This window comes from Kitasatospora sp. NPDC036993 (genome assembly GCF_055607525.1).
In genome coordinates this window covers 412,061-432,720 of record NZ_JBVJRP010000003.1, presented here as the reverse complement: position 1 = coordinate 432,720, position 20,660 = coordinate 412,061, and the positions used below count along the sequence as shown (strand labels likewise).

Sequence of the window (20,660 nt, the reverse complement as noted above, 5' to 3'; positions counted from 1 at the left end):
GTGAAGGACACCACCGTGACCACCGCCGACACCGCACTGGCCGAGCTGCTGAACAGCCGGATCCGGGACGTCCGGGACTACCCGAAGCCGGGCGTGCTGTTCAAGGACATCGCGCCGCTGCTCGCCGACGCCGAGGCCTTCGGCGCCCTCACCAGGGCGCTGGCGGACCGGGCGAAGGAACTCGGTGCGACCAAGGTGGTGGGCCTGGAGGCGCGCGGCTTCGTGCTGGCGGCCCCGGCGGCCTTCGCGGCCGGGCTCGGCTTCGTGCCGATCCGCAAGCAGGGCAAGCTGCCCGGCGAGGTGTTCCGGCGCTCGTACGAGCTGGAGTACGGCTCGGCGACGCTGGAGGTGCAGTGCGACGCCTTCGCGCCCGGTGAGCGGGTGCTGGTGGTGGACGACGTGCTGGCCACCGGCGGCACCATCGGTGCCTCGCTGGACCTGGTGAAGGAGGCCGGGGCCGAGCTGGCGGGCGTCGTGGTGCTGATGGAGCTGGGCTTCCTGGACGGCCGCGAGCGGCTGGCCGGGCACCTCGACGGCGCTCCGCTGGAGACGCTGGTCACGGTCTGAGGGACCTGTCGGGAGGACGGCGGTCGGAACATCCGACCGCCGTCCTCCCGTTTCCTGGCCCGGCCGGATGAACACCGGGGCGCCCGGCTCGGTACCATGAAGATTCATCCCCTCCCGGTTGTACCCGACCGTTCGGGTCTCGGCAGGGGCCGGCCCCGGTGCCCCAGGAGTTGTCCTTGCCCGACGAGGTTGTGCCCACGGCCCCAGCGGCCGCCCCCGAAGACCGTCCCACGCCCTCGGGGGCCACCCCGGTACGCCCGGCGCCGACCTCCTCGCGTTCGCTCGGCCCCTCCGGCCGCGGCTCCACCGGCGGCATGCGGGCACGGCTGGCCCGCCTCGGCGGCCAGCGCACCAGCGTGCTCAACCCCGTCCTGGAGCCGCTGTTCCGCTCGATCCGGGCCAACGACCCCAAGGCCGACCCGGCGCTGCTGCGGGACATCGAGCGCGCCTACGCGGTGGCCGAGAAGTGGCACCGCGGGCAGAAGCGCAAGAGCGGCGACCCGTACATCACCCACCCGCTGGCCGTCGCGACGATCCTGGCCGAGCTCGGCATGGACGCCGCGACGCTGATGGCCGGGCTGCTGCACGACACCGTGGAGGACACCGACTACGGCCTGGAGACCCTGCGCAAGGACTTCGGCGACTCGGTGGCCCTGCTGGTGGACGGCGTCACCAAGCTGGACCGGGTCAAGTTCGGCGAGGCCGCGCAGGCCGAGACCGTCCGCAAGATGGTCGTGGCGATGGCCAAGGACCCGCGGGTCCTGGTGATCAAGCTGGCCGACCGGCTGCACAACATGCGCACGATGCGCTACCTCAAGCGGGAGAAGCAGGAGAAGAAGGCCCGCGAGACGCTGGAGATCTACGCCCCGCTGGCGCACCGGCTGGGCATGAACACCATCAAGTGGGAGCTGGAGGACCTCGCCTTCGCGATCCTCTACCCCAAGATGTACGACGAGATCGTCCGGCTGGTCGCCGAGCGCGCCCCCAAGCGGGACGAGTACCTGGCGACCGTCATCGACCAGGTCCAGGCGGACCTGCGGGGCGCCCGGATCACCGCCTCCGTCACCGGCCGGCCGAAGCACTACTACTCGGTCTACCAGAAGATGATCGTCCGGGGCCGGGACTTCGCCGAGATCTACGACCTGGTGGGCATCCGGGTCCTGGTCGACACCGTCCGCGACTGCTACGCGGCGCTGGGCACCATCCACGCGCGGTGGAACCCGGTGCCGGGGCGGTTCAAGGACTACATCGCGATGCCCAAGTTCAACATGTACCAGTCGCTGCACACCACGGTGATCGGCCCCGGGGGCAAGCCGGTCGAGCTCCAGATCCGCACCTTCGACATGCACCGGCGGGCCGAGTACGGCATCGCCGCGCACTGGAAGTACAAGCAGCGCGCTGTCGCCGGGGCCTCCAAGGTCCGCACCGACACCCCGACCCAGGTCCGCAAGGACGACAAGGCCGGCGCCGTCAACGAGATGGCCTGGCTGCGGCAGCTGCTGGACTGGCAGAAGGAGACCGCGGACCCGGGCGAGTTCCTGGAGTCGCTCCGCTTCGACCTGGCCAGCAACGAGGTCTTCGTCTTCACCCCCAAGGGCGACGTGATAGCCCTGCCGGCCGGGGCGACCCCGGTCGACTTCGCCTTCGCGGTGCACACCGAGGTCGGCTACCGGACGATAGGCGCCAGGGTCAACGGGCGGCTGGTGCCGCTGGAGTCGACCCTGGAGAACGGCGACACCGTCGAGGTCTTCACCTCCAAGGCGGAGAACGCGGGACCGTCCAGGGACTGGCTGGGCTTCGTCAAGTCACCCCGCGCCCGCAACAAGATCCGCGCCTGGTTCTCCAAGGAGCGCCGCGAGGAGGCGATCGAGCACGGCAAGGAGGCGATCGTCCGGGCGATGCGCAAGCAGGGCCTGCCGATCCAGCGGATCCTGACCGGCGACTCGCTGGTCACCCTGGCCCACGAGATGCGCTACCCCGACATCTCCTCGCTCTACGCGGCGATCGGCGAGGGCCACGTCGCCGCGCCGAACATCGTGCAGAAGCTGGTCCAGGCGCTCGGCGGCGAGGAGGGCGCGACCGAGGACCTGGCGGAGACCGCCACCCCGACCCACGACAACCGCCGCGCGGTGCGCCGCCGGGCCAAGGGCGACCCCGGCGTGATCGTCAAGGGCGTCGAGGACGTCTGGGTCAAGCTCTCCCGCTGCTGCACCCCGGTGCCGGGCGACCCGATCGTCGGCTTCGTGACCCGCGGCAACGGCGTCTCGGTGCACCGCGCCGACTGCGTCAACGTGGAGGCGCTGAACCAGCAGCCGGAGCGGATGATCGACGTCGAGTGGGCGGCCACCCAGTCCTCGGTCTTCCTGGTGGCCATCCAGGTCGAGGCGCTGGACCGCTCCAGGCTGCTCTCGGACGTCACCCGGGTGCTCTCCGACCAGCACGTCAACATCCTGTCGGCGGCGGTGCAGACCTCCAGGGACCGGGTGGCGATGAGCCGCTTCACCTTCGAGATGGGCGACCCGAAGCACCTCGGCCACGTGCTCAAGGCGGTGCGCGGCGTCGAGGGCGTGTACGACGTCTACCGGGTCACCTCCGCCCGCAAGTAGCCGGGCTCTCCGCCCGCGACGGGTACGCGCGAAAGGCCCCCGGGATCGCTCCCGGGGGCCTTCGTCGTCCAGCGCGCCGAGGCGATCAGCCGCTGAACTCCTCCTGGCTCCTCTGCGCCTGCTCCAGCAGCGTCCGCACACCGGACAGCTCGGACTCCAGCTTGGCGATCCTGGAGGCGTTGCCGGCCGCGCGGGCCTTGTCCAGGTCGGCCTGGATCTTGTCGGCCTTCGCCTCGAACAGGCCCACCATGCCGGCCGCGCGGGCCTTGGCCTCCGGGTTCGAGCGCTTCCACTCGGCGTCCTCGGCCTCGCGGATGGCCCGCTCGACCGTGTTCAGCCGGCCGTCCAGCTTCGGACGGACCTCGCGCGGCACGTGCCCGATCGCCTCCCAGCGCTCGTTGACCTCGCGCAGCGCGGCCTTGGCGGCCTTGAGGTCGGTGAACGGCAGGATCGCCTCGGCCTCGGCGGCCAGCGCCTCCTTGAGCTTCTGGTTCTCCACCTGCTCGGCGTCCCGCTCGCTGAACACCGCGGAGCGGGCCTGGAAGAAGACGTCCTGGGCACCGCGGAACCGCGCCCACAGCTCGTCCTCGATGTCCCGCTGGGCCCGGCCGGCGGCCTTCCAGCGCGCCATCAGGTCGCGGTAGGCGGCCGCGGTGCTGCCCCAGTCCGTGGACGAGGACAGCGCCTCGGCCTCGGTGACCAGCGACTCCTTGGTCTGCCGGGCCTTCTCGCGCTCGGCGTCCAGGGTGGCGAAGTGCGCCTTGCGGTGCTTGGAGAAGACCGAGCGGGCGTGCGAGAAGCGGTGCCACAGTTCGTCGTCGCTCTTGCGGTCCAGCCGCGGCAGGCCCTTCCAGGTGTCCACCAGGGCGCGCAGCCGGTCCCCGGCCTCCCGCCACTGGGTGGACTCGGCGAGCTGCTCGGCCTCGGTGACCAGGGCTTCCTTGGCCGAGCGGGCCTCGTCCTGGGCCTTGGCGCGGGCGGCCTTGCGCTCCTCACGCCGGCTCTCGATCTCGCCGGTGAGCGTGTCCAGCCGCTTGGCCAGGGACTCCAGGTCACCGACCGCGTGCCCCTCGACCACCTGGGCGCGCAGGTGCTCCAGCGCGGCCTGGGCGTCCTTGGCGGCCAGGTCGGTGGTGCGCACCCGCTTCTCCAGCAGGCCGATCTCCACCTCGATGCCCTGGTACTTGCGCTCGAAGTAGGCGAGGGCCTCCTCGGGCGAGCCGGCCTGCCAGGAACCGACGACGCGTTCACCGTCGGCCGTCCTGACGTAGACCGTGCCCTGCTCGTCCACACGGCCCCACGGGTCGCTGCTCATAGCGCGTCCTCCACATGACGTCGCGCCCGCGCCGGGGCGGCGCGCGTCCGTCGTCCACAGTTGATGTGCGACGGACCGAAAGAGTCCGCCGTCCCCGTCCGCCGTGCCTTGCTGCCGAGGGTGACGGCTAGGCGGGTCCGGGCACCCTATACAACGCCAACATAGGCGACCGGGACCGGTGCTGTCCGCATCCGGGCCGGGCGATTTCGGGCCGGGGCCGTGCCGGGGCGGCGCGCCGGCCGCTCACGGACGACCCCGGGGTCGGTCAACCCTTCGCCACCGTAACGGAGTTGAAGGTGACGTCGGCCATCGGGTGGCCGTCAGGGGCGCCCTCCAGGGTGCCCGCAGCGGCGATCTTCTGCACCACGTCCAGACCGCCGGTGATCTTGCCGAACGGGGTGTAGTTCGGCGGCAGCTTGGTGTCCTTGTAGACCAGGAAGAACTGACTCCCGTTGGTGCCGGCGCCGGAGTTGGCCATCGCCACGGTGCCGGCCGGGTAGGTGGCGCCGGTCAGGTTCTCGTCCGCGAACTTGTAGCCGGGGCCGCCGGTGCCGCCGGGGACGGTCGCGCTGGCGGTCGGGTCGCCGCACTGGAGCACGAAGATGCCGTCGGTGGTGAGCCGGTGGCACTTGGTGTGGTCGAAGTACTGCTCGCCGGCCAGGAAGGCGAAGGAGTTCACGGTGTGCGGGGCCTTGGCAGCGTCCAGCGCCACCGTCACCTTGCCGCAGTTGGTGTCCAGCGTCATGGCGTACGAACCGCTCGGGTCGATCGTCATGGCCGGCTCGGCCTGCCACTGCTTGCCGTTGGGCGCGCCCGGCGCCGGGGCGGCGCAGCCCTCGACCGGCTTGCGGGTCGGGGTGGTGGGCTCGTCGGTGGAGGTCGGCGCCGCCTGGGGGGTGTTCGCGGCCGAGGCCTTCTTGTCGCCCTTGTCGTCCGAGCTGAACGCGCCGGTGGCGATCAGCGTGCCGCCGCCGGCCAGCACCACCACGGCGAGCGAGGCGCCCAGGATCGTGTTGCGGCGCTTGCGCGCGGCCGCGGCCGCGACCCGGCGTTCCATCTGGCGCTCGTACTTGTCGCGGGCGAGCTGCCGCCGCCGCTGTTCGCTGCTGACCACGGGCCGTGTCTCCTACGCATGTGCGGGAAAAGTGGACGGATTCCGGAGCGGATCATCGCATCCCTCGGCGGCCAAGTGTAGGGACCGGGCCTGTAAGAACGCGGTGAACCTGTCAGGCGGCGCCGCTCCGCCACCCTTGTCTGGTTCGCAACCGGACCCGGAGCGCCGGTAGGCTGCACCTGAATCATCACTGGCCGCATCACCACTGGTAGGCGCCGCAGCCGACCGCCGCACACCCGAAGGACGCGCGTGTTCATCGCCGGATTCCCCGCTGGAGCCTGGGGCACCAACTGCTACCTGGTCGCTCCCGCGGCGGGCGAGGAGTGCATCATCGTCGATCCGGGCCACCAGGCGGCGCACGGCGTCGAGGAACTGCTCCGCGAGCACCGGCTGAAGCCCGTCGCCGTGCTGCTCACCCACGGCCACATCGACCACGTGGCCTCGGTGGTCCCGGTCTGCGGCGCCCGCGGCGTCCCGGCCTGGATCCACCCCGAGGACCGGTACATGATGTCCGACCCGGAGAAGGCGCTCGGCCGCTCCCTGGGCACCCAGCTGATGGGCGAGCTCACCGTCGGTGAGCCCGACGACGTGCGCGAGCTGACCGACGGCAGCGTGCTGGAGCTGGCCGGCCTGAGCCTCACCGTGGACCACGCCCCGGGCCATACCAAGGGGTCGGTGACCTTCCGGACGCCCGGTGCCGAGGACCTCCCCCCGGTGCTGTTCTCGGGCGACCTGCTGTTCGCCGGCTCCATCGGGCGTACCGACCTCCCGGGCGGGGACAGCGGAGCGATCATGGACTCGCTGGCCCGGGTGTGCCTGCCCCTCGACGACTCCACCGTGGTCCTCTCCGGCCACGGCGGTCAGACCACCATCGGCCGCGAGCGCGCCACCAACCCCTACCTCCGACAGGCAGCGGGGGCGGCCGGCGCCCCGGCTTTCCCGCGACGAGGAATGTGACGGAAGAGAAGTTGAGCACCTTCACCGCCCCCAAGGGCACCTACGACCTGCTGCCCCCCAGCTCCGCGACCTTCCTGGCGATCCGCGAGCGCATCGCCGCGCCCGCCCGCCGGGCCGGCTACGGCTACGTCGAGACCCCGGTCTTCGAGGACGTGAAGCTGTTCTCCCGCGGCGTCGGCGAGTCCACCGACATCGTCACCAAGGAGATGTACAACCTCACCACCAAGGGCGGCGACGAGCTCGCGCTGCGCCCCGAGGGCACCGCCTCGGTGCTGCGCGCCGCGCTCCAGGCCAACCTGCACAAGCAGGGCAACCTGCCGGTCAAGCTCTGGTACTCCGGCTCGTACTACCGCTACGAGCGCGCGCAGAAGGGCCGCTACCGCCAGTTCTCGCAGGTCGGCGCGGAGGCGATCGGCGCGGAGGACCCGGCGCTGGACGCCGAGCTGATCATCCTGGCCGACGACGCCTTCCGCTCGCTGGGCCTGAGCGACTACTCGCTGCTGCTCAACAGCCTGGGCGACCGGCAGTGCCGCCCGGTCTACCGTGCCGCGCTGATCGAGTTCCTCTCCGGGCTGGACCTGGACGAGGAGACCCGCCGCCGCGCCGGGATCAACCCGCTGCGCGTCCTCGACGACAAGCGCGAGTCGGTGCAGGCCCAGCTGGTCGGCGCGCCGATGCTGCGCGACTACCTGTGCGAGGACTGCAAGGCGTACGACGAGAAGGTCCGCGAGCTGCTCACCGCGGCGGGCGTGGCCTTCGTGGACGACCCCAAGCTGGTGCGCGGCCTGGACTACTACACCCGCACCACCTTCGAGTTCGTGCACAACGGCCTGGGCGCGCAGTCCGCGATCGGCGGCGGCGGCCGCTACGACGGCCTGTCCGAGATGATCGGCGGCCCGGAACTGCCGTCCGTCGGCTGGGCGCTCGGCGTGGACCGCACCTTCCTCGCGCTGGAGGCCGAGGGCGTCACCCTCGACCTGCCGGCCGCCACCTCCGTCTACGCCGTCGCGCTCGGCGAGGAGGCCAAGAACGTCCTGTTCGCCAAGGTGGTCGAGCTGCGCCGGGCCGGCGTGGCCACCGACCTCGCCTTCGGCGTCAAGAGCATCAAGAACGCCATGAAGTCCGCCGACCGGTCCGGCGCCCGCTTCGCCCTGATCGCCGGGGACCGGGACCTCGCCGAAGGCGTCGTCCAGCTCAAGGACCTCACCACCGGCGAGCAGTCCCCCGTCGCCCTCGACGCACTCGTCACCACCCTGAAGGAGAAGCAGCTGTGATCCGCACGCACGACGCGGGCACGCTCCGCCCGGAGCACGCAGGCACCACCGTCACCCTGGCCGGCTGGGTCGCCCGCCGCCGCGACCACGGCGGCGTCGCCTTCATCGACCTGCGCGACGCCTCCGGCACCGTGCAGATCGTGGTCCGCGACCTCGACTCGGTCCACGGCCTGCGCGCCGAGTACTGCGTCAAGGTCGTCGGCGACGTCCGGGTCCGCCCCGAGGGCAACGAGAACCCGGACATCCCGACCGGCGCGGTCGAGGTCGTCGTCAGCGCGATCGAGGTGCTCTCCGAGGCCGCCCCGCTGCCCTTCCCGGTCGCCGAGTACGAGCCGGGCACGGTCAACGAGGAGGTCCGGCTGCGCTACCGCTACCTGGACCTGCGCCGCGAGGGCCCGGCCAAGGGCCTGCGCCTGCGCTCCAAGGTCAACAACATCATCCGCCGGGTGATGGAGGAGAACGACTACCTCGACATCGAGACGCCGTACCTCACCCGCTCCACCCCCGAGGGCGCCCGCGACTTCCTCGTCCCGGTCCGCCTCCAGCCCGGCCACTGGTACGCCCTGCCGCAGTCGCCCCAGCTGTTCAAGCAGCTGCTGATGGTGGCCGGCATGGAGCGCTACTACCAGATCGCCCGTTGCTTCCGCGACGAGGACTTCCGCGCCGACCGGCAGCCGGAGTTCACCCAGCTGGACATCGAGGCCTCGTTCGTCGACCAGGAGGACGTCCTGGCCCTCGGCGAGAAGATCGTCGGCTCCGTCTGGCGCGAGGTGCACGGCTACGAGATCCCGAACCCGCTGCCGCGGATGACCTACGCGGACGCCATGGGCCGCTACGGCTCGGACAAGCCGGACGTCCGCTTCGGCCAGGAACTCACCGACCTGACCGAGTACTTCAAGGGCACCGGGTTCCGCGTCTTCCAGGCCCCGTACGTCGGCGCCGTGGTCATGCCCGGCGGCGCCTCGCAGCCGCGCAAGCAGCTGGACGCCTGGCAGGACTGGGCCAAGGCGCGCGGCGCCAAGGGCCTGGCGTACGTCCTCATCGACGCCGAGACCGGCGAGCTGCGCGGCCCGGTCGCCAAGAACCTCTCCGCGGAGCACCTGGCCGGCCTCGCCGCCGCCGCGGGTGCCAAGAACGGCGACGCGGTCTTCTTCGCGGCCGGCAAGGAGCGCCCCTCGCAGGAGCTGCTCGGCGCCGCCCGACTGGAGATCGGCCGCCGCTGCGAGCTGATCGACGAGTCGAAGTGGGCCTTCCTCTGGGTGGTCGACTTCCCGATGTTCGAGCCGATCGAGGACGACAAGGGCCAGTTCCAGGGCTGGCACGCGGTGCACCACCCGTTCACCGCCCCGACCGCGGAGTCGCTGGCCACCTTCGACACCGACCCGGGCTCGGCCCTCTCCAACGCCTACGACCTGGTCCTGAACGGCTCGGAGCTGGGCGGCGGTTCGATCCGTATCCACCAGCGCGACGTGCAGAAGCGGGCGTTCGACGCGATCGGCCTCTCCGAGGAGGAGGCGGCCTCGCAGTTCGGCTTCCTGCTGGACGCCTTCAACTACGGCCCGCCGCCGCACGGCGGTGTCGCCTTCGGCCTGGACCGCATCGTCACGCTGCTGGGCGGGTACGACACCATCCGCGACGTCATCGCCTTCCCGAAGACGTCCACCGGTGGCGACCCGCTGACCGGTGCCCCGACCCCGATCACCCCGGCGCAGCGCCGCGAGGCCGGCGTGGACGCCAAGCCCAAGGTTCGCGAGGACGTCAAGCCCGAGGCGCAGCCCAAGGCCTGACGCCGCGTCATCCGCTAACCTGCAACGGCCCCGGACGGCTCACCCGCCGTCCGGGGCCGGTCCACAACGGTGTGTGACACAGGGAGGGTTGACTCATGCAGGTCACAACGAGAGTCGAATGTCCGGAGGACGCCCCGGCGACCAGACGCGTCCACATGGCCGCGTTCCCCGGTCCTGACGAGGCGGACCTGGTGGACGCGCTGCGCCGCGACCCCGCCTGGCTGCCCGGGCTGTCCGTGGTCGCCACGGACGGCACCGGTCTGGTGATCGGGCACGCGCTGCTGACCCGGCTGCGGGTCGGCGACGGCAAGGCGCTGGCGCTCGCGCCGGTCGCGGTGGCGCCCGAATGGCAGCGCCGCGGCGTCGGCGAGCTGGTCGTCCGGGCCGTGCTGGAGGCGGCCGAGGACGCGGGCGAGAAGCTCGTGGTCGTCCTCGGAGATCCGGAGTACTACGAGCGGTTCGGCTTCGCGCCGGCCGGACGGCACGAGGTCACCGGCCCGTTCGAGGTGCCGGAGGCCTACTTCCAGGCGCTGCCGCTGACGGCGTACGACGGCGGCCCGCGCGGGCTCTGCCGCTACCCCGAGCCCTTCGTCTCGGTCTGAGGCGCGTCCTGGGAAAACCCCGGGCGCCTCTTCCTCGGGGGCCTCTCCCCAGGGCCGGTCCACAAGACCGGCCCCGGTCGCCACGGCCACGCCGATCTGCGGATTCGGCCGTCGGCGCCTACGGTGAGTGCTCATCAGCATTCAGCCGGACGGAGGACCCGAGGGTGACGAGGCAGCAGCGGACCGAGAAGCCGGAGAAGCTGGCGAGGAAGCCGTACGAGCGGGAGCTGCTGCGGCTCCAGCAGGAGCTGGTGAAGCTCCAGGAGTGGGTGCGGGTCGAGGGTGCCAGGCTGGTGGTGGTCTTCGAGGGCCGCGACGCCGCCGGCAAGGGCGGGGCGATCAAGCGGGTCACGGAGTACCTGAACCCCCGCATCGCCAGGGTCGCGGCGCTGCCCACGCCGACCGAGCGGCAGAAGACCCAGTGGTACTTCCAGCGGTACGTCGAGCACCTGCCGGCCGCGGGGGAGATCGTGCTGTTCGACCGCAGCTGGTACAACCGCGCCGGCGTCGAGCGCGTGATGGGCTTCTGCAGCGACGAGGAGTACTGGCAGTTCCTGCACCAGTGCCCGACCTTCGAGCGGATGCTGAGCGAGTCCGGCATCCTGCTGCGCAAGTACTGGTTCTCGGTGAGCGACACGGAGCAGGAGCGGCGCTTCCGGGGGCGGCTGAAGGACCCGATGAAGCGCTGGAAGCTCTCCCCGATGGACGTCGAGTCGATCACCCGCTGGGAGGACTACTCGCGGGCCAAGGACGAGATGTTCATCCACACGGACACCCCGGACTCGCCCTGGCACGTGGTGGAGAGCGACGACAAGCGCCGGGCCAGGATCAACATGATCGCCCACCTGCTGTCCACCGTGTCGTACCACGAGATCAAGGCCCCGCAGATCGAGCTGCCGCCCCGCCCCGAGTCGCACGGCTACCAGCGTCCCCCGCGCGACCTCCAGCGGTACGTCCCCGACCACGCCGCCGGCCTGGCGTAGCGAACCGGGCTGTCGTGGCCCTCGCATAGGCTTCCGGTGTGGACGAACCGGACCTCTTCACCGCCGCAGCCGAGGAACTCCAGACCAGGGAGCCGGGCCGGGCGCCCCTGGCCGTACGGATGCGCCCGCGCACCCTGGACGAGGTGGCCGGGCAGCGGCAGCTGCTGAAGCAGGGCTCGCCGCTGCGCCGGCTGGTCGCGGGCTCGCGCGGCCCGGCGGCGACCAGCTCGGTGATCCTCTGGGGGCCGCCCGGCACCGGCAAGACCACCCTGGCGCACGTGATCAGCCAGGCGGTCGAGGGCCGCTTCGTGGAGCTGTCCGCGATCACCGCAGGGGTCAAGGAGGTCCGGGCGGTGATCGACGGCGCCCGGCGGGCGGTCGGGATGTCGGGCCGGGAGACGGTGCTCTTCCTGGACGAGATCCACCGTTTCTCCAAGGCCCAGCAGGACTCGCTGCTGCCGGCCGTGGAGAACCGCTGGGTCACCCTGATCGCGGCGACCACCGAGAACCCGTACTTCTCGGTGATCTCCCCGCTGCTGTCCCGCTCGCTGCTGCTCACCCTGGAGTCGCTCACCGACGAGGACATCCGCGCGCTGCTGCGCCGTGCGGTGGCCGACGAGCGCGGTCTGGAGGGCGCGCTGGAGCTGACCGCGGAGGCCGAGGACCACCTGGTGCGGCTGGCCGGCGGGGACGCCCGGCGGGCGCTCACCACGCTGGAGGCGGCGGCCGGGGCGGCGCTGGAGAAGGGCGAGCCCGGCATCACGCTGGCCACCACCGAGACGGCCGTCAACCAGGCGGCGGTGCGCTACGACAAGGACGGCGACCAGCACTACGACGTGGCCAGCGCGCTGATCAAGTCGATCCGCGGCAGCGACGTGGACGCCACCCTGCACTACCTGGCGCGGATGATCGAGGCGGGGGAGGACCCGCGCTTCATCGCCCGCCGGCTGATGATCTCGGCCAGCGAGGACGTCGGCCTGGCGGACCCGACGGCCCTCCAGACGGCGGTGGCGGCGGCCCAGGCGGTGGCCCTGATCGGCTTCCCCGAGGCCCGGATCATCCTCTCCCAGGCGGCCATCGCGCTGGCCCTGGCGCCCAAGTCCAACGCCGCCTACCTGGCGATCGACGCGGCGCTGGCGGACGTCCGGCAGGGCCTGGCCGGCGCGGTCCCCGCGCACCTGCGGGACGCCCACTACGGCGGCGCCGGCAAGCTCGGCCACGGCAAGGGCTACCGGTACCCGCACGACCTGCCGGAGGGCATCGCCGCCCAGCAGTACGCGCCGGACACGGTGCACGGCAGGGAGTACTACCAGCCGACCAGGCGCGGCGGCGAGGCCAGGTACGCGGACGTGGTGGAGTGGACGCGCGGCCGGCTGCGGGGCGAGCGCCGGGTGGAGAAGAAGGCCGAGCGGAAGCCGGAGAAGCCGGACGGGACGGCAGAGGCGAAGCCCGGGGAAAAGGGCGAGTGATCCACCGGTATACTCGGTCGGAGTGCCATGTCCCGGGACGGCGGCGGGGGAGACCCCACCGACCGGCCGCACCAGCGGGGCACCGGCCGTAGGCCTCCCCAGGGAGGCCCGCACCAGGAGCGTCGCGCACCGTTTTCGGTGTCGCGGGCTGCCCAGGATCCTGGGCCGGCCCGTGTGACCAGCACTTCCGTGCCCGGCTCCGGAGAGCGGCTGATCCCATCGCGCAGGCGGCGGGGTTTTCTCCGGGTCGCGACATGCGACCTCCGTCAACACCTGGTGAAGCCGTATCCGTAAGCAAGGAAGGTTTGGTTCATGGCGAACCAGAAGCGTCCCAAGGTCAAGATCGCGCGTGCCCTCGGTGTGCCGCTGACCCCGAAGTCCGTCAAGTACTTCGAGGCCCGCCCGTACCCGCCCGGCCAGCACGGCCGTGGCCGCAAGCAGAACTCGGACTACAAGGTCCGTCTGCTCGAGAAGCAGCGTCTGCGCGCCCAGTACGACCTGAGCGAGAAGCAGATGGCGCGCGCGTTCGACCGCGCGAAGAAGGCCGAGGGCAAGACCGGTGAGGCGCTCGTCGCCGAGCTGGAGACCCGTCTGGACTCGCTGGTGCTGCGTTCGGGCATCGCCCGCACCATCTACCAGGCCCGTCAGATGGTCGTCCACGGCCACATCGAGGTCAACGGCGGCAAGGTCAACAAGCCGTCGTACCAGATGAAGCCGGGCTTCGTGGTCACCGTCCGCGAGCGCAGCAAGGAGAAGGTCCCCTTCCAGGTCGCCCGCGAGGGTGGCTACGCGGGTGAGGGCCAGACCCCGAAGTACCTCGAGGTCAACCTGAAGGCCCTGGCCTTCCGCCTGGACCGTGCGCCGCAGCGCAAGGAGGTCCCGGTGATCTGTGACGAGCAGCTGGTCGTCGAGTACTACTCGCGCTGACCCGGCTTCGCTCTTCGCGAGACCACCAGCGAGCCCCCGTCGCCCTTCGAGGCGGCGGGGGCTCGCCCCTTTTCCGTTCGGTCCGGTGCGCCGCTACCGGCTCTCGCCGGTCATCGCGGCGGCCAGTCGCAGGTGCGGGCGGGCCTCCTCGGCGCGGCCCTGGCGCTCCAGGACGCGGCCGAGCATCAGCCGGGCGTAGTCCTCGGCCGGGTCGGCCTCCAGGACGCGGAGCAGCTCGGACTCGGCGCGGCGCAGCTGGGCGGAGTGGTAGTAGCTGCGGGCCAGCAGTAGCCGGACGGAGAGGTTGGCCGGCTCTTCGGCCAGCACGCCTTCGAGCATGAGGGCCGCGTCGGCGTACGCCTTGGAATCGAAGTAGAACTTCGCCATGCGGTACTCGTCAGCGGCGTTGTGGACGGCCATGGTGCTCCTTCCGGGGTGGATCCTTGCCTGCTCAAGCAATCGGCAAGTTTCAACTATTCCGGGCCGTCGCGGACGTCGGAGCCGGCGGCACCGAGCGGGGCCCCGCCGTCAGCTCCCGGCCGTCCGCCGGGCCCCCGCCGTCGAGCGCCCGGGTGACCGCCGCGTCCAGGTCCAGCAGGGCGCCGGCCTCGTAGCACGTCTCGAACTCCTCGGTGGTCAGCCCGGCCCTGGCCCGCTCGGCGCACTCCTGGTGCGGGCCGAAGAAGTTCCGCGAGCCCAGGAACGGGTTGCCGACCGCGCGCCAGATCCGGTGCGCGGCCCCCTGCAGCAGCCGGGCCTCGCGCAGGTCGCCGGCATCGCCGGGGCCGCTCGGCTCGGTCTCCAGCAGCGCCAGCAGGTCGATGCCCAGCACGATGCCCAGCAGGTCGTGGAAGAGGTGGTTCAGCCGGACGCACTCCCTGGCCAGCATCCGGGCGGGCTGCACGGCGCCGTCCAGCCAGTGCGAGTACGCCGTGGCGTAGAGCGCGTACGCGTAGGCCCACTGCTCGCCGTGCTCCTCGCACAGCTCCCTGGCCTGGCCGAACCAGAGTTCGGCGCTGTCCAGGTCGCCCTGGAACAGGTAGGCCAGGCCCAGCTCCAGCATGGCCATCACCACGTTGCTGTTGAGCTCGCCGATGGTCCGGTAGTGCCAGAGCGCCTCCTCGAACAGCTCGGCGGCCCGGTCGGGGTCGTCGCCGACCAGGGCGACGCAGCCCTGGCGGTGGACGGCGTGGGCCAGTGCCCGGTCGTCGCCGGTGTCCAGGGCCTGGCGGCGGCACTCCTCCAGCGCCGGGCGGGCGCTGCCGAGGTCGCCCTGGAGGGTGGCCAGGTACCCGGTCACCCAGAGCGCCCTGGCCCTGGCCTCGGTGGGCTCGCGGTCCAGGGCGAGCGCGCGGTCCAGCCAGTGCCGGCCCTCGCCGAGGTGGCCGCAGCCGACCCAGTAGAACCAGAGCGTGCCGGCCAGCAGCAGGGCGATCTGCTCCTCGCCGGGCTCGGCGAGGCAGAACTCCAGTGCCGCGCGGAGGTTGGTGTGGGCGAGTCCGGTGCGCTCGGCGGTCTCGGCCTGGCGGGGGCCGAACCACTCGACCTCGCCCCAGGTGGCCAGGCCCAGGTACCAGTCCCGGTGGCGGCGCAGCAGCCGCTGCTCCTCGCCCGCGGCGCGCAGCCACTGGCCGCCGTACTCGCGCAGGGTGTCCAGCAGCCGGAAGCGCACGCCGAAGGGGCCGTCCTCGCGCAGCACCACGGACCCGGCGACCAGCTCGTCGAGCAGGTCGAGGACCTCCTCGGGCTCGATGCCCTCGCCGGCGCAGACGTACTCGGCGGCCTCCAGGTCGAAACCGCCGACGAAGGCCGACAGGCGGGCCCAGAGTAAACGTTCCTGCACGGTGCACAGCTCATGGCTCCAGCCGATCGTCGTGCGCAGTGCCCGGTGCCTCGGCAGGGCCGTCCTGGAGCCGCCGGTGAGCAGCCGGAAGCGGTCGTCCAACCGGGCCGTGATCTGCTCCACCGAGAGCGCGCGCAGCCGGCCCGCGGCCAGCTCCACGGCCAGCGGGAGGCCGTCCAGCCGGCGGCAGAGCTGGGTGACCGCCTCCGCGTTGGCCTCCGTGACCTCGAAGGCCGGCAGCACCGCCCTGGCCCGCTCGGCGAACAGCCGCACCGCGTCCGGCAGCGCGCCCGGCCGCGCCGGGCCGGCGGGCCCGGGCCCGACCGGCAGCGGGGCCAGGGCCAGCAGGTGCTCGCCCGAGGCCCGCAGGGCGGTGCGGCTGGTGGCCAGCAGCCGCAGGCCCGGCAGCGCCCGCAGCAGCGCGTCGGCCAGCTCGGCGCAGGCCTCCACCAGGTGCTCGCAGCCGTCCAGGACCAGCAGCAGGCGCCGGCCCTCCAGCCGCTCGGCCAGGACGTCCAGCGGCGGACGGGCGGTGCCTTCGGCCAGGCGCAGCGCCTCCAGGACGGCGTGGCCGAGCAGCAGCGAGTCCTGCACCGGGGTCACGTCCACCAGCCAGGCGCCGTCCGGGAACGGGCCGGCCGCCAGCACCGCCGCGCGCAGGGCGAGCCGGCTCTTGCCCACGCCGCCGGGCCCGGTGACGGTCACCAGCCGGGCCGAGGCCAGCAGGCCGGCCAGTTCGGCCAGTTCGTCCTGCCGCCCGACGAACCCGGTCACCTCGGCCGGCAGCCGTCCCGGCTCCGGCTCGGGCGGCCCCGCCGCGGGCTCGCCCGCCCGTGCTCTCCGGTCCCCGGCCAAGGGCTGCTCCCCGTGCTTCCAGGCCGGACCGTCGCGGTCCGGGCGTGCGTCGGGCCGTACGGGCGACGGCCTGCACGGCAGAACGAGGTGACCGGCCGGTAGGTTACGCGCGCGGATCGCACACCCGACCGGATCGCCGGGAAACAACCCGGTCCGGAAACCGGGCCCGGGCGCGATAGGGTTCCCCTGGAGAACAGCAAGGCGAGGGAGCGCGCAAAGGTGTCCGTGGGAGAGCTGGCCGGATTGCTCGTCGCCGTGTTCTGGGCGGTCCTGGTCACCCTGCTCGCCGTGGTGCTGGTCCGCCTCTCGCGGGTGCTCAAGGAGGCCACCGTCCTGGTCTCCGCGGTCACCGAGCAGGCCGTCCCGCTGCTGACCGACGCGGGCGCCGCGGTGCGCAGCGCCAACGAGCAGCTGGAGCGGGTCGACGAGATCACCGCCAACGTGCAGGACGCCGCCGCCAACGCCAACGCGCTCTCCTCCACCGTGGCCGCCACCCTGGGCGGACCGCTGGTGAAGGTCGCCGCCTTCAGCTACGGCGTGCGCAAGGCCGTCGCCCGGCAGCAGGGCGGTCTGTCGTCGGTGCCCGGGCAGGCCGGCGAGCGCGAGGAGCTGGCCCGGCTGATCCGGGCCGAGGTGCGCGCCGCGACCGCGCCCAGGAGCGGCCTGTTCTCCCGGGTCCGGCGCGCGGTGAGGGGCTGACGGCATGGTGCGACGCATCTTCTGGATGGCGGTCGGCGCCGGCGCCACCGTCTGGGCCATGAACAAGGCCAACGAGGCCGTGCACCGGCTCACCCCGGACAGCCTCTCCGGCACCGCCGCCCGCGGTGCGCTGCACCTGGGCGACCTGGCCAAGCAGTTCGCCCAGGACGTGAAGGCCGGCATGGCCGAGCGCGAGGAGCAGCTGAAGGACGACCTCGGGCTGCACGGCACCGCCGTGACGGAGCCCCGCGGCTCCCGCCCGTTGCCCGCCGCCCCGCACGGGCGGCGCTCCGCGCTGCCCCCCTCGGCGGAGCGGTACCGAGCTATCCAGGCGGTGCCCGGTCGCCCGGCCGCCGCCCTGCCTCCGTCCCGTACCCGCGCCGGATCCGACGGCGCCCGCACCACCCCCGAGACCACTGAAGAAACGCCCCGCCGCGCGCTGCCGCCGCGGGGCGGCATCCCGAACCGGAAGGACCACTAATGGAGTCGGCTGAGATCCGCCGCCGCTGGCTGCGCTTCTTCGAGGAGCGCGGCCACACCGTCGTTCCGTCGGCGTCCCTGGTCGCCGACGACCCCACCCTGCTGCTCGTCAACGCCGGCATGGTGCCGTTCAAGCCCTACTTCCTGGGCGAGGTCAAGCCGCAGTTCTCGCGCGCCACCAGCGTCCAGAAGTGCGTGCGCACGCTGGACATCGAGGAGGTCGGGAAGACCACCCGGCACGGCTCCTTCTTCCAGATGTGCGGCAACTTCTCCTTCGGTGACTACTTCAAGGAAGGAGCCATCAAGTTCGCCTGGGAGCTGCTCACCTCTCCCGTCGCGGACGGCGGCTACGGCCTGGAGAAGGAGAAGCTCTGGATCACCGTCTACAAGGACGACGACGAGGCCGAGCAGATCTGGCGTGACGTCATCGGCGTCCCCTCCGAGCGCATCCAGCGCCTGGGCATGAAGGACAACTTCTGGTCGATGGGCGTCCCCGGCCCGTGCGGCCCGTGCTCGGAGATCAACTACGACCGCGGCCCCGCGTACGGCGAGGAGGGCGGCCCGGCCGTCAACGGCGAGCGCTACCTGGAGATCTGGAACCTGGTCTTCATGCAGTACGAGCGCGGCCACGGCGACGGCAAGGACGGCTTCGAGATCCTCGGCGACCTGCCGAGCAAGAACATCGACACCGGCCTCGGCCTGGAGCGTCTCGCCGCCATCCTCCAGGACGTCGACAACCTCTTCGAGATCGACACCAGCCGGATGATCCTCGACCGCGCCGCCGAGCTCACCGGCCACGCCTACGGTGCCGACCACAAGTCGGACGTCTCGCTGCGCGTGGTCACCGACCACATCCGCACCGCGCTGATGCTGGTGGGCGACGGCGTCTCCCCGGGCAACGAGGGCCGCGGCTACGTGCTGCGCCGCATCCTGCGCCGTGCCATCCGCAACATGCGGCTGCTGGGCGCCACCGAGCCGGTGGCCAAGGAGCTCATCGACGTCGCGATCAAGGCGATGGCCCCGCAGTACCCGGAGCTGGAGTCCGACCGCAAGCGCGTCGAGACGGTCGTCGTCGGCGAGGAGGCGGCCTTCCTCCAGACCCTGAAGGCCGGCACCAACCTGCTGGACGTCGCGGTCACCGAGACCAAGCAGTCCGGCGGCGCGGTGCTCTCCGGCGAGCAGGCGTTCAAGCTGCACGACACCTACGGCTTCCCGATCGACCTCACCCTGGAGATGGCCGAGGAGCAGGGCCTCCAGGTGGACGAGGCGGGCTTCCGCCGGCTGATGCAGGAGCAGCGGGACCGCGCCAAGGCGGACGCCAAGGCCAAGAAGATGGGCCACGCCGACGTCGCGGCGTACCGCGAGGTCGCCGACAGGTCCGGCGCCAGCGTCTTCACCGGCTACACCCTCACCGAGGGCGAGGCCACCGTGGTCGGCCTGCTGGTGAACGGCGTCCCGTCGCCGGCCGCCTCCGAGGGGGACGAGGTCGAGATCATCCTCGACCGGACCCCGTTCTACGCCGAGGGCGGCGGCCAGCTCGCCGACCAGGGCCGGATCCGGCTGGAGTCCGGCGCGGTGGTGGAGATCCGCGACGTGCAGAAGCCCGTCCCCGGTGTCGTCGTGCACTCCGGCGGGGTGCTGTTCGGCGAGGTCGTGCTGGGCGCCTCGGCGTACGCCACGATCGACACCGAGCGCCGCCGGGCGATCGCCCGCGCCCACTCGGCCACCCACCTGACCCACCAGGCGCTGCGTGACGCGCTCGGCCCGACGGCCGCCCAGGCCGGCTCCGAGAACGCCCCCGGCCGCTTCCGCTTCGACTTCGGCTCGCCCGCCGCCGTGCCCGGCAGCGTGCTGACCGACGTGGAGCAGAAGATCAACGACGTGCTGGGCCGCGAGCTGGAGGTCAGCGCCGAGGTCATGACGATGGACCAGGCCCGCAAGGCCGGCGCCATCGCGATGTTCGGCGAGAAGTACGGCGACGAGGTGCGGGTCGTCACCATCGGCGACTTCTCCAAGGAGCTGTGCGGCGGCACCCACGTCGGCAACACCGCCCAGCTGGGCCTGGTGAAGCTGCTCGGCGAGTCGTCGATCGGCTCCGGCGTGCGCCGCGTCGAGGCGCTGGTCGGCACCGACGCGTACAACTTCCTGGCCCGTGAGCACACCGTGGTCGCCCAGCTCACCGAGCTGGTCAAGGGCCGTCCGGAGGAGCTGCCGGAGAAGATCTCCGGCATGCTCGCCAAGCTCAAGGACGCCGAGAAGGAGATCGAGCGCTTCCGCGCCGAGAAGGTGCTGGCCGCCGCGGCGGGCCTGGCCGACTCGGCCGAGGACGTGCACGGCATCGCCGTGGTCGCCGCGCAGGTCGCCGACGGCGTGGGCGCGGACGAGCTGCGCAAGCTGGTCCTGGACGTGCGCGGCCGCCTCGGCGCGCGCCCGGCCGTGGTCGCCGCCTTCACCGTGGCGAACGACCGTCCGCTGACCGTGGTCGCCACCAACGAGGACGCCCGCGGCCGCGGCATCAAGGCCGGCGAGCTGGTCCGAGTCGCCGCCAAGACCCTCGGCGGCGGCGGTGGCGGCAAGGACGACGTCGCCCAGGGCGGCGGCTCCGACGCGGCCGCGGTCGGCGAGGCCATCGCCGCGGTGCGCGGCCTGGTCGCGGAGCGCGCCAGCTGATGGAGCAGGAGGAGAGGCCCTTCCGGCGGGGGCGGCGGATCGCCGTCGACGTCGGGGACGCCCGGATCGGGGTCGCGTCCTGCGACCCCGACGGGGTGCTCGCCACGCCCGTGGAGACCGTCCCGGCCGGAGTGAAGTCGCAGGCCAGGATCGCCGCCATCGTCGACGAGTACGGCGCGATGGAGGTGATCGTCGGGCTGCCGCGCTCGCTCAGCGGCAAGGAGGGCCCGGCGGCGGAGAAGGTCAGGGCGTACGCGGCGCGGCTGGCCAACCGGCTCTACCCGGTGCCGGTGCGGCTGGTCGACGAGCGGATGTCGACCGTCACCGCGACCCACGGGCTGCGCGCGTCGGGGGTCAAGGCGAAGAAGGGCCGCTCGGTGGTCGACCAGGCCGCCGCGGTGGTGATCCTCCAGACCGCCCTTGAGTCCGAACGGGTGAGCGGACGCCCGCCCGGTGAGAGCGTCGAGACGGCCGGCTGACCGGTCTGATCTAACGTCCCGAAGAGGGGTCCG

General features: G+C 72.3%; 17 protein-coding genes. 13 read left to right on the top strand and 4 right to left on the bottom strand.

The window, feature by feature from the left end:
* Nucleotides 1-15: 15 nt before the first annotated feature.
* Together ACZ7C5_RS08175 and ACZ7C5_RS08170 are read left to right on the top strand one after the other, a co-directional pair.
* Nucleotides 16-567, top strand: coding sequence for an adenine phosphoribosyltransferase (locus ACZ7C5_RS08175; RefSeq protein ID WP_470322261.1), 552 nt, complete (start codon nucleotides 16-18; stop codon nucleotides 565-567).
* A 158-nt stretch (nucleotides 568-725) separates the two neighbouring features.
* Complete coding sequence (locus ACZ7C5_RS08170; RefSeq protein WP_401087483.1) at nucleotides 726-3,173, top strand: RelA/SpoT family protein; 2,448 nt, start codon at nucleotides 726-728, stop codon at nucleotides 3,171-3,173.
* Between the two features lie 85 nt (nucleotides 3,174-3,258).
* Here ACZ7C5_RS08170 and ACZ7C5_RS08165 read toward each other — a convergent pair whose 3' ends face one another.
* The gene (locus tag ACZ7C5_RS08165; RefSeq protein WP_401087482.1) at nucleotides 3,259-4,488 is read right to left on the bottom strand and encodes a DUF349 domain-containing protein; all 1,230 of its coding nucleotides are present in this window, start codon (nucleotides 4,486-4,488) and stop codon (nucleotides 3,259-3,261) included.
* A 265-nt stretch (nucleotides 4,489-4,753) separates the two neighbouring features.
* The gene (locus ACZ7C5_RS08160) at nucleotides 4,754-5,602 is read right to left on the bottom strand and encodes a peptidylprolyl isomerase (protein WP_401087480.1); all 849 of its coding nucleotides are present in this window, start codon (nucleotides 5,600-5,602) and stop codon (nucleotides 4,754-4,756) included.
* A gap of 249 nt (nucleotides 5,603-5,851) precedes the next feature.
* On the opposite strand from ACZ7C5_RS08160, the gene ACZ7C5_RS08155 reads away from it, so the two are divergent.
* The 7 genes from ACZ7C5_RS08155 to rpsD all read left to right on the top strand — a co-directional run bounded on the left by ACZ7C5_RS08155 (nucleotide 5,852) and on the right by rpsD (nucleotide 13,601).
* Entirely contained in the window at nucleotides 5,852-6,559 is a 708-nt protein-coding gene (locus ACZ7C5_RS08155) for an MBL fold metallo-hydrolase (protein WP_188296894.1), read from the top strand.
* 11 nt (nucleotides 6,560-6,570) lie between these two features.
* Nucleotides 6,571-7,833: a histidine--tRNA ligase gene (gene hisS, locus ACZ7C5_RS08150; protein ID WP_401087478.1), complete on the top strand. Its 1,263-nt coding sequence runs from the start codon at nucleotides 6,571-6,573 to the stop codon at nucleotides 7,831-7,833.
* Complete coding sequence (aspS, locus tag ACZ7C5_RS08145) at nucleotides 7,830-9,620, top strand: aspartate--tRNA ligase (RefSeq protein ID WP_401087476.1); 1,791 nt, start codon at nucleotides 7,830-7,832, stop codon at nucleotides 9,618-9,620. The genes hisS and aspS overlap by 4 nt, the downstream gene beginning before the upstream one ends.
* A gap of 95 nt (nucleotides 9,621-9,715) precedes the next feature.
* On the top strand, nucleotides 9,716-10,222 hold the full coding sequence (locus ACZ7C5_RS08140; RefSeq protein WP_188296891.1) for a GNAT family N-acetyltransferase: 507 nt from the start codon (nucleotides 9,716-9,718) through the stop codon (nucleotides 10,220-10,222).
* 164 nt (nucleotides 10,223-10,386) lie between these two features.
* Complete coding sequence (gene ppk2, locus ACZ7C5_RS08135; protein WP_470322260.1) at nucleotides 10,387-11,205, top strand: polyphosphate kinase 2; 819 nt, start codon at nucleotides 10,387-10,389, stop codon at nucleotides 11,203-11,205.
* Between the two features lie 38 nt (nucleotides 11,206-11,243).
* Nucleotides 11,244-12,674: a replication-associated recombination protein A gene (locus ACZ7C5_RS08130; RefSeq protein WP_401087472.1), complete on the top strand. Its 1,431-nt coding sequence runs from the start codon at nucleotides 11,244-11,246 to the stop codon at nucleotides 12,672-12,674.
* A 312-nt stretch (nucleotides 12,675-12,986) separates the two neighbouring features.
* A complete protein-coding gene (gene rpsD / locus ACZ7C5_RS08125) occupies nucleotides 12,987-13,601 on the top strand; it encodes a 30S ribosomal protein S4 (RefSeq protein ID WP_063346792.1) in 615 nt (204 codons plus the stop codon).
* A gap of 93 nt (nucleotides 13,602-13,694) precedes the next feature.
* Here rpsD and ACZ7C5_RS08120 read toward each other — a convergent pair whose 3' ends face one another.
* Together ACZ7C5_RS08120 and ACZ7C5_RS08115 are read right to left on the bottom strand one after the other, a co-directional pair.
* Nucleotides 13,695-14,021 (bottom strand): tetratricopeptide repeat protein, encoded by a 327-nt coding sequence (locus ACZ7C5_RS08120; protein WP_470322259.1) that lies wholly within the window; start codon nucleotides 14,019-14,021, stop codon nucleotides 13,695-13,697.
* 49 nt (nucleotides 14,022-14,070) lie between these two features.
* Nucleotides 14,071-16,299, bottom strand: a complete 2,229-nt coding sequence (locus tag ACZ7C5_RS08115) for an ATP-binding protein (RefSeq protein ID WP_470322258.1) — start codon at nucleotides 16,297-16,299, stop codon at nucleotides 14,071-14,073.
* Nucleotides 16,300-16,518: 219 nt separating this feature from the next.
* Between ACZ7C5_RS08115 and ACZ7C5_RS08110 the strand changes: the two genes are divergently transcribed.
* From ACZ7C5_RS08110 to ruvX, 4 genes are read left to right on the top strand one after another with little or no spacing between them, the layout of a single operon-like run.
* Nucleotides 16,519-16,998 carry a DUF948 domain-containing protein gene (locus ACZ7C5_RS08110; protein ID WP_188297207.1) on the top strand — a complete coding sequence of 160 codons (480 nt, stop codon included), beginning with the start codon at nucleotides 16,519-16,521 and terminating at the stop codon, nucleotides 16,996-16,998.
* A gap of 4 nt (nucleotides 16,999-17,002) precedes the next feature.
* A complete protein-coding gene (locus ACZ7C5_RS08105; protein WP_470322257.1) occupies nucleotides 17,003-17,479 on the top strand; it encodes a DUF6167 family protein in 477 nt (158 codons plus the stop codon).
* Nucleotides 17,479-20,148, top strand: coding sequence for an alanine--tRNA ligase (gene alaS, locus ACZ7C5_RS08100; protein WP_470322256.1), 2,670 nt, complete (start codon nucleotides 17,479-17,481; stop codon nucleotides 20,146-20,148). The genes ACZ7C5_RS08105 and alaS overlap by 1 nt, the downstream gene beginning before the upstream one ends.
* On the top strand, nucleotides 20,148-20,627 hold the full coding sequence (ruvX, locus tag ACZ7C5_RS08095; protein WP_401087462.1) for a Holliday junction resolvase RuvX: 480 nt from the start codon (nucleotides 20,148-20,150) through the stop codon (nucleotides 20,625-20,627). The genes alaS and ruvX overlap by 1 nt, the downstream gene beginning before the upstream one ends.
* Nucleotides 20,628-20,660: the final 33 nt, after the last annotated feature.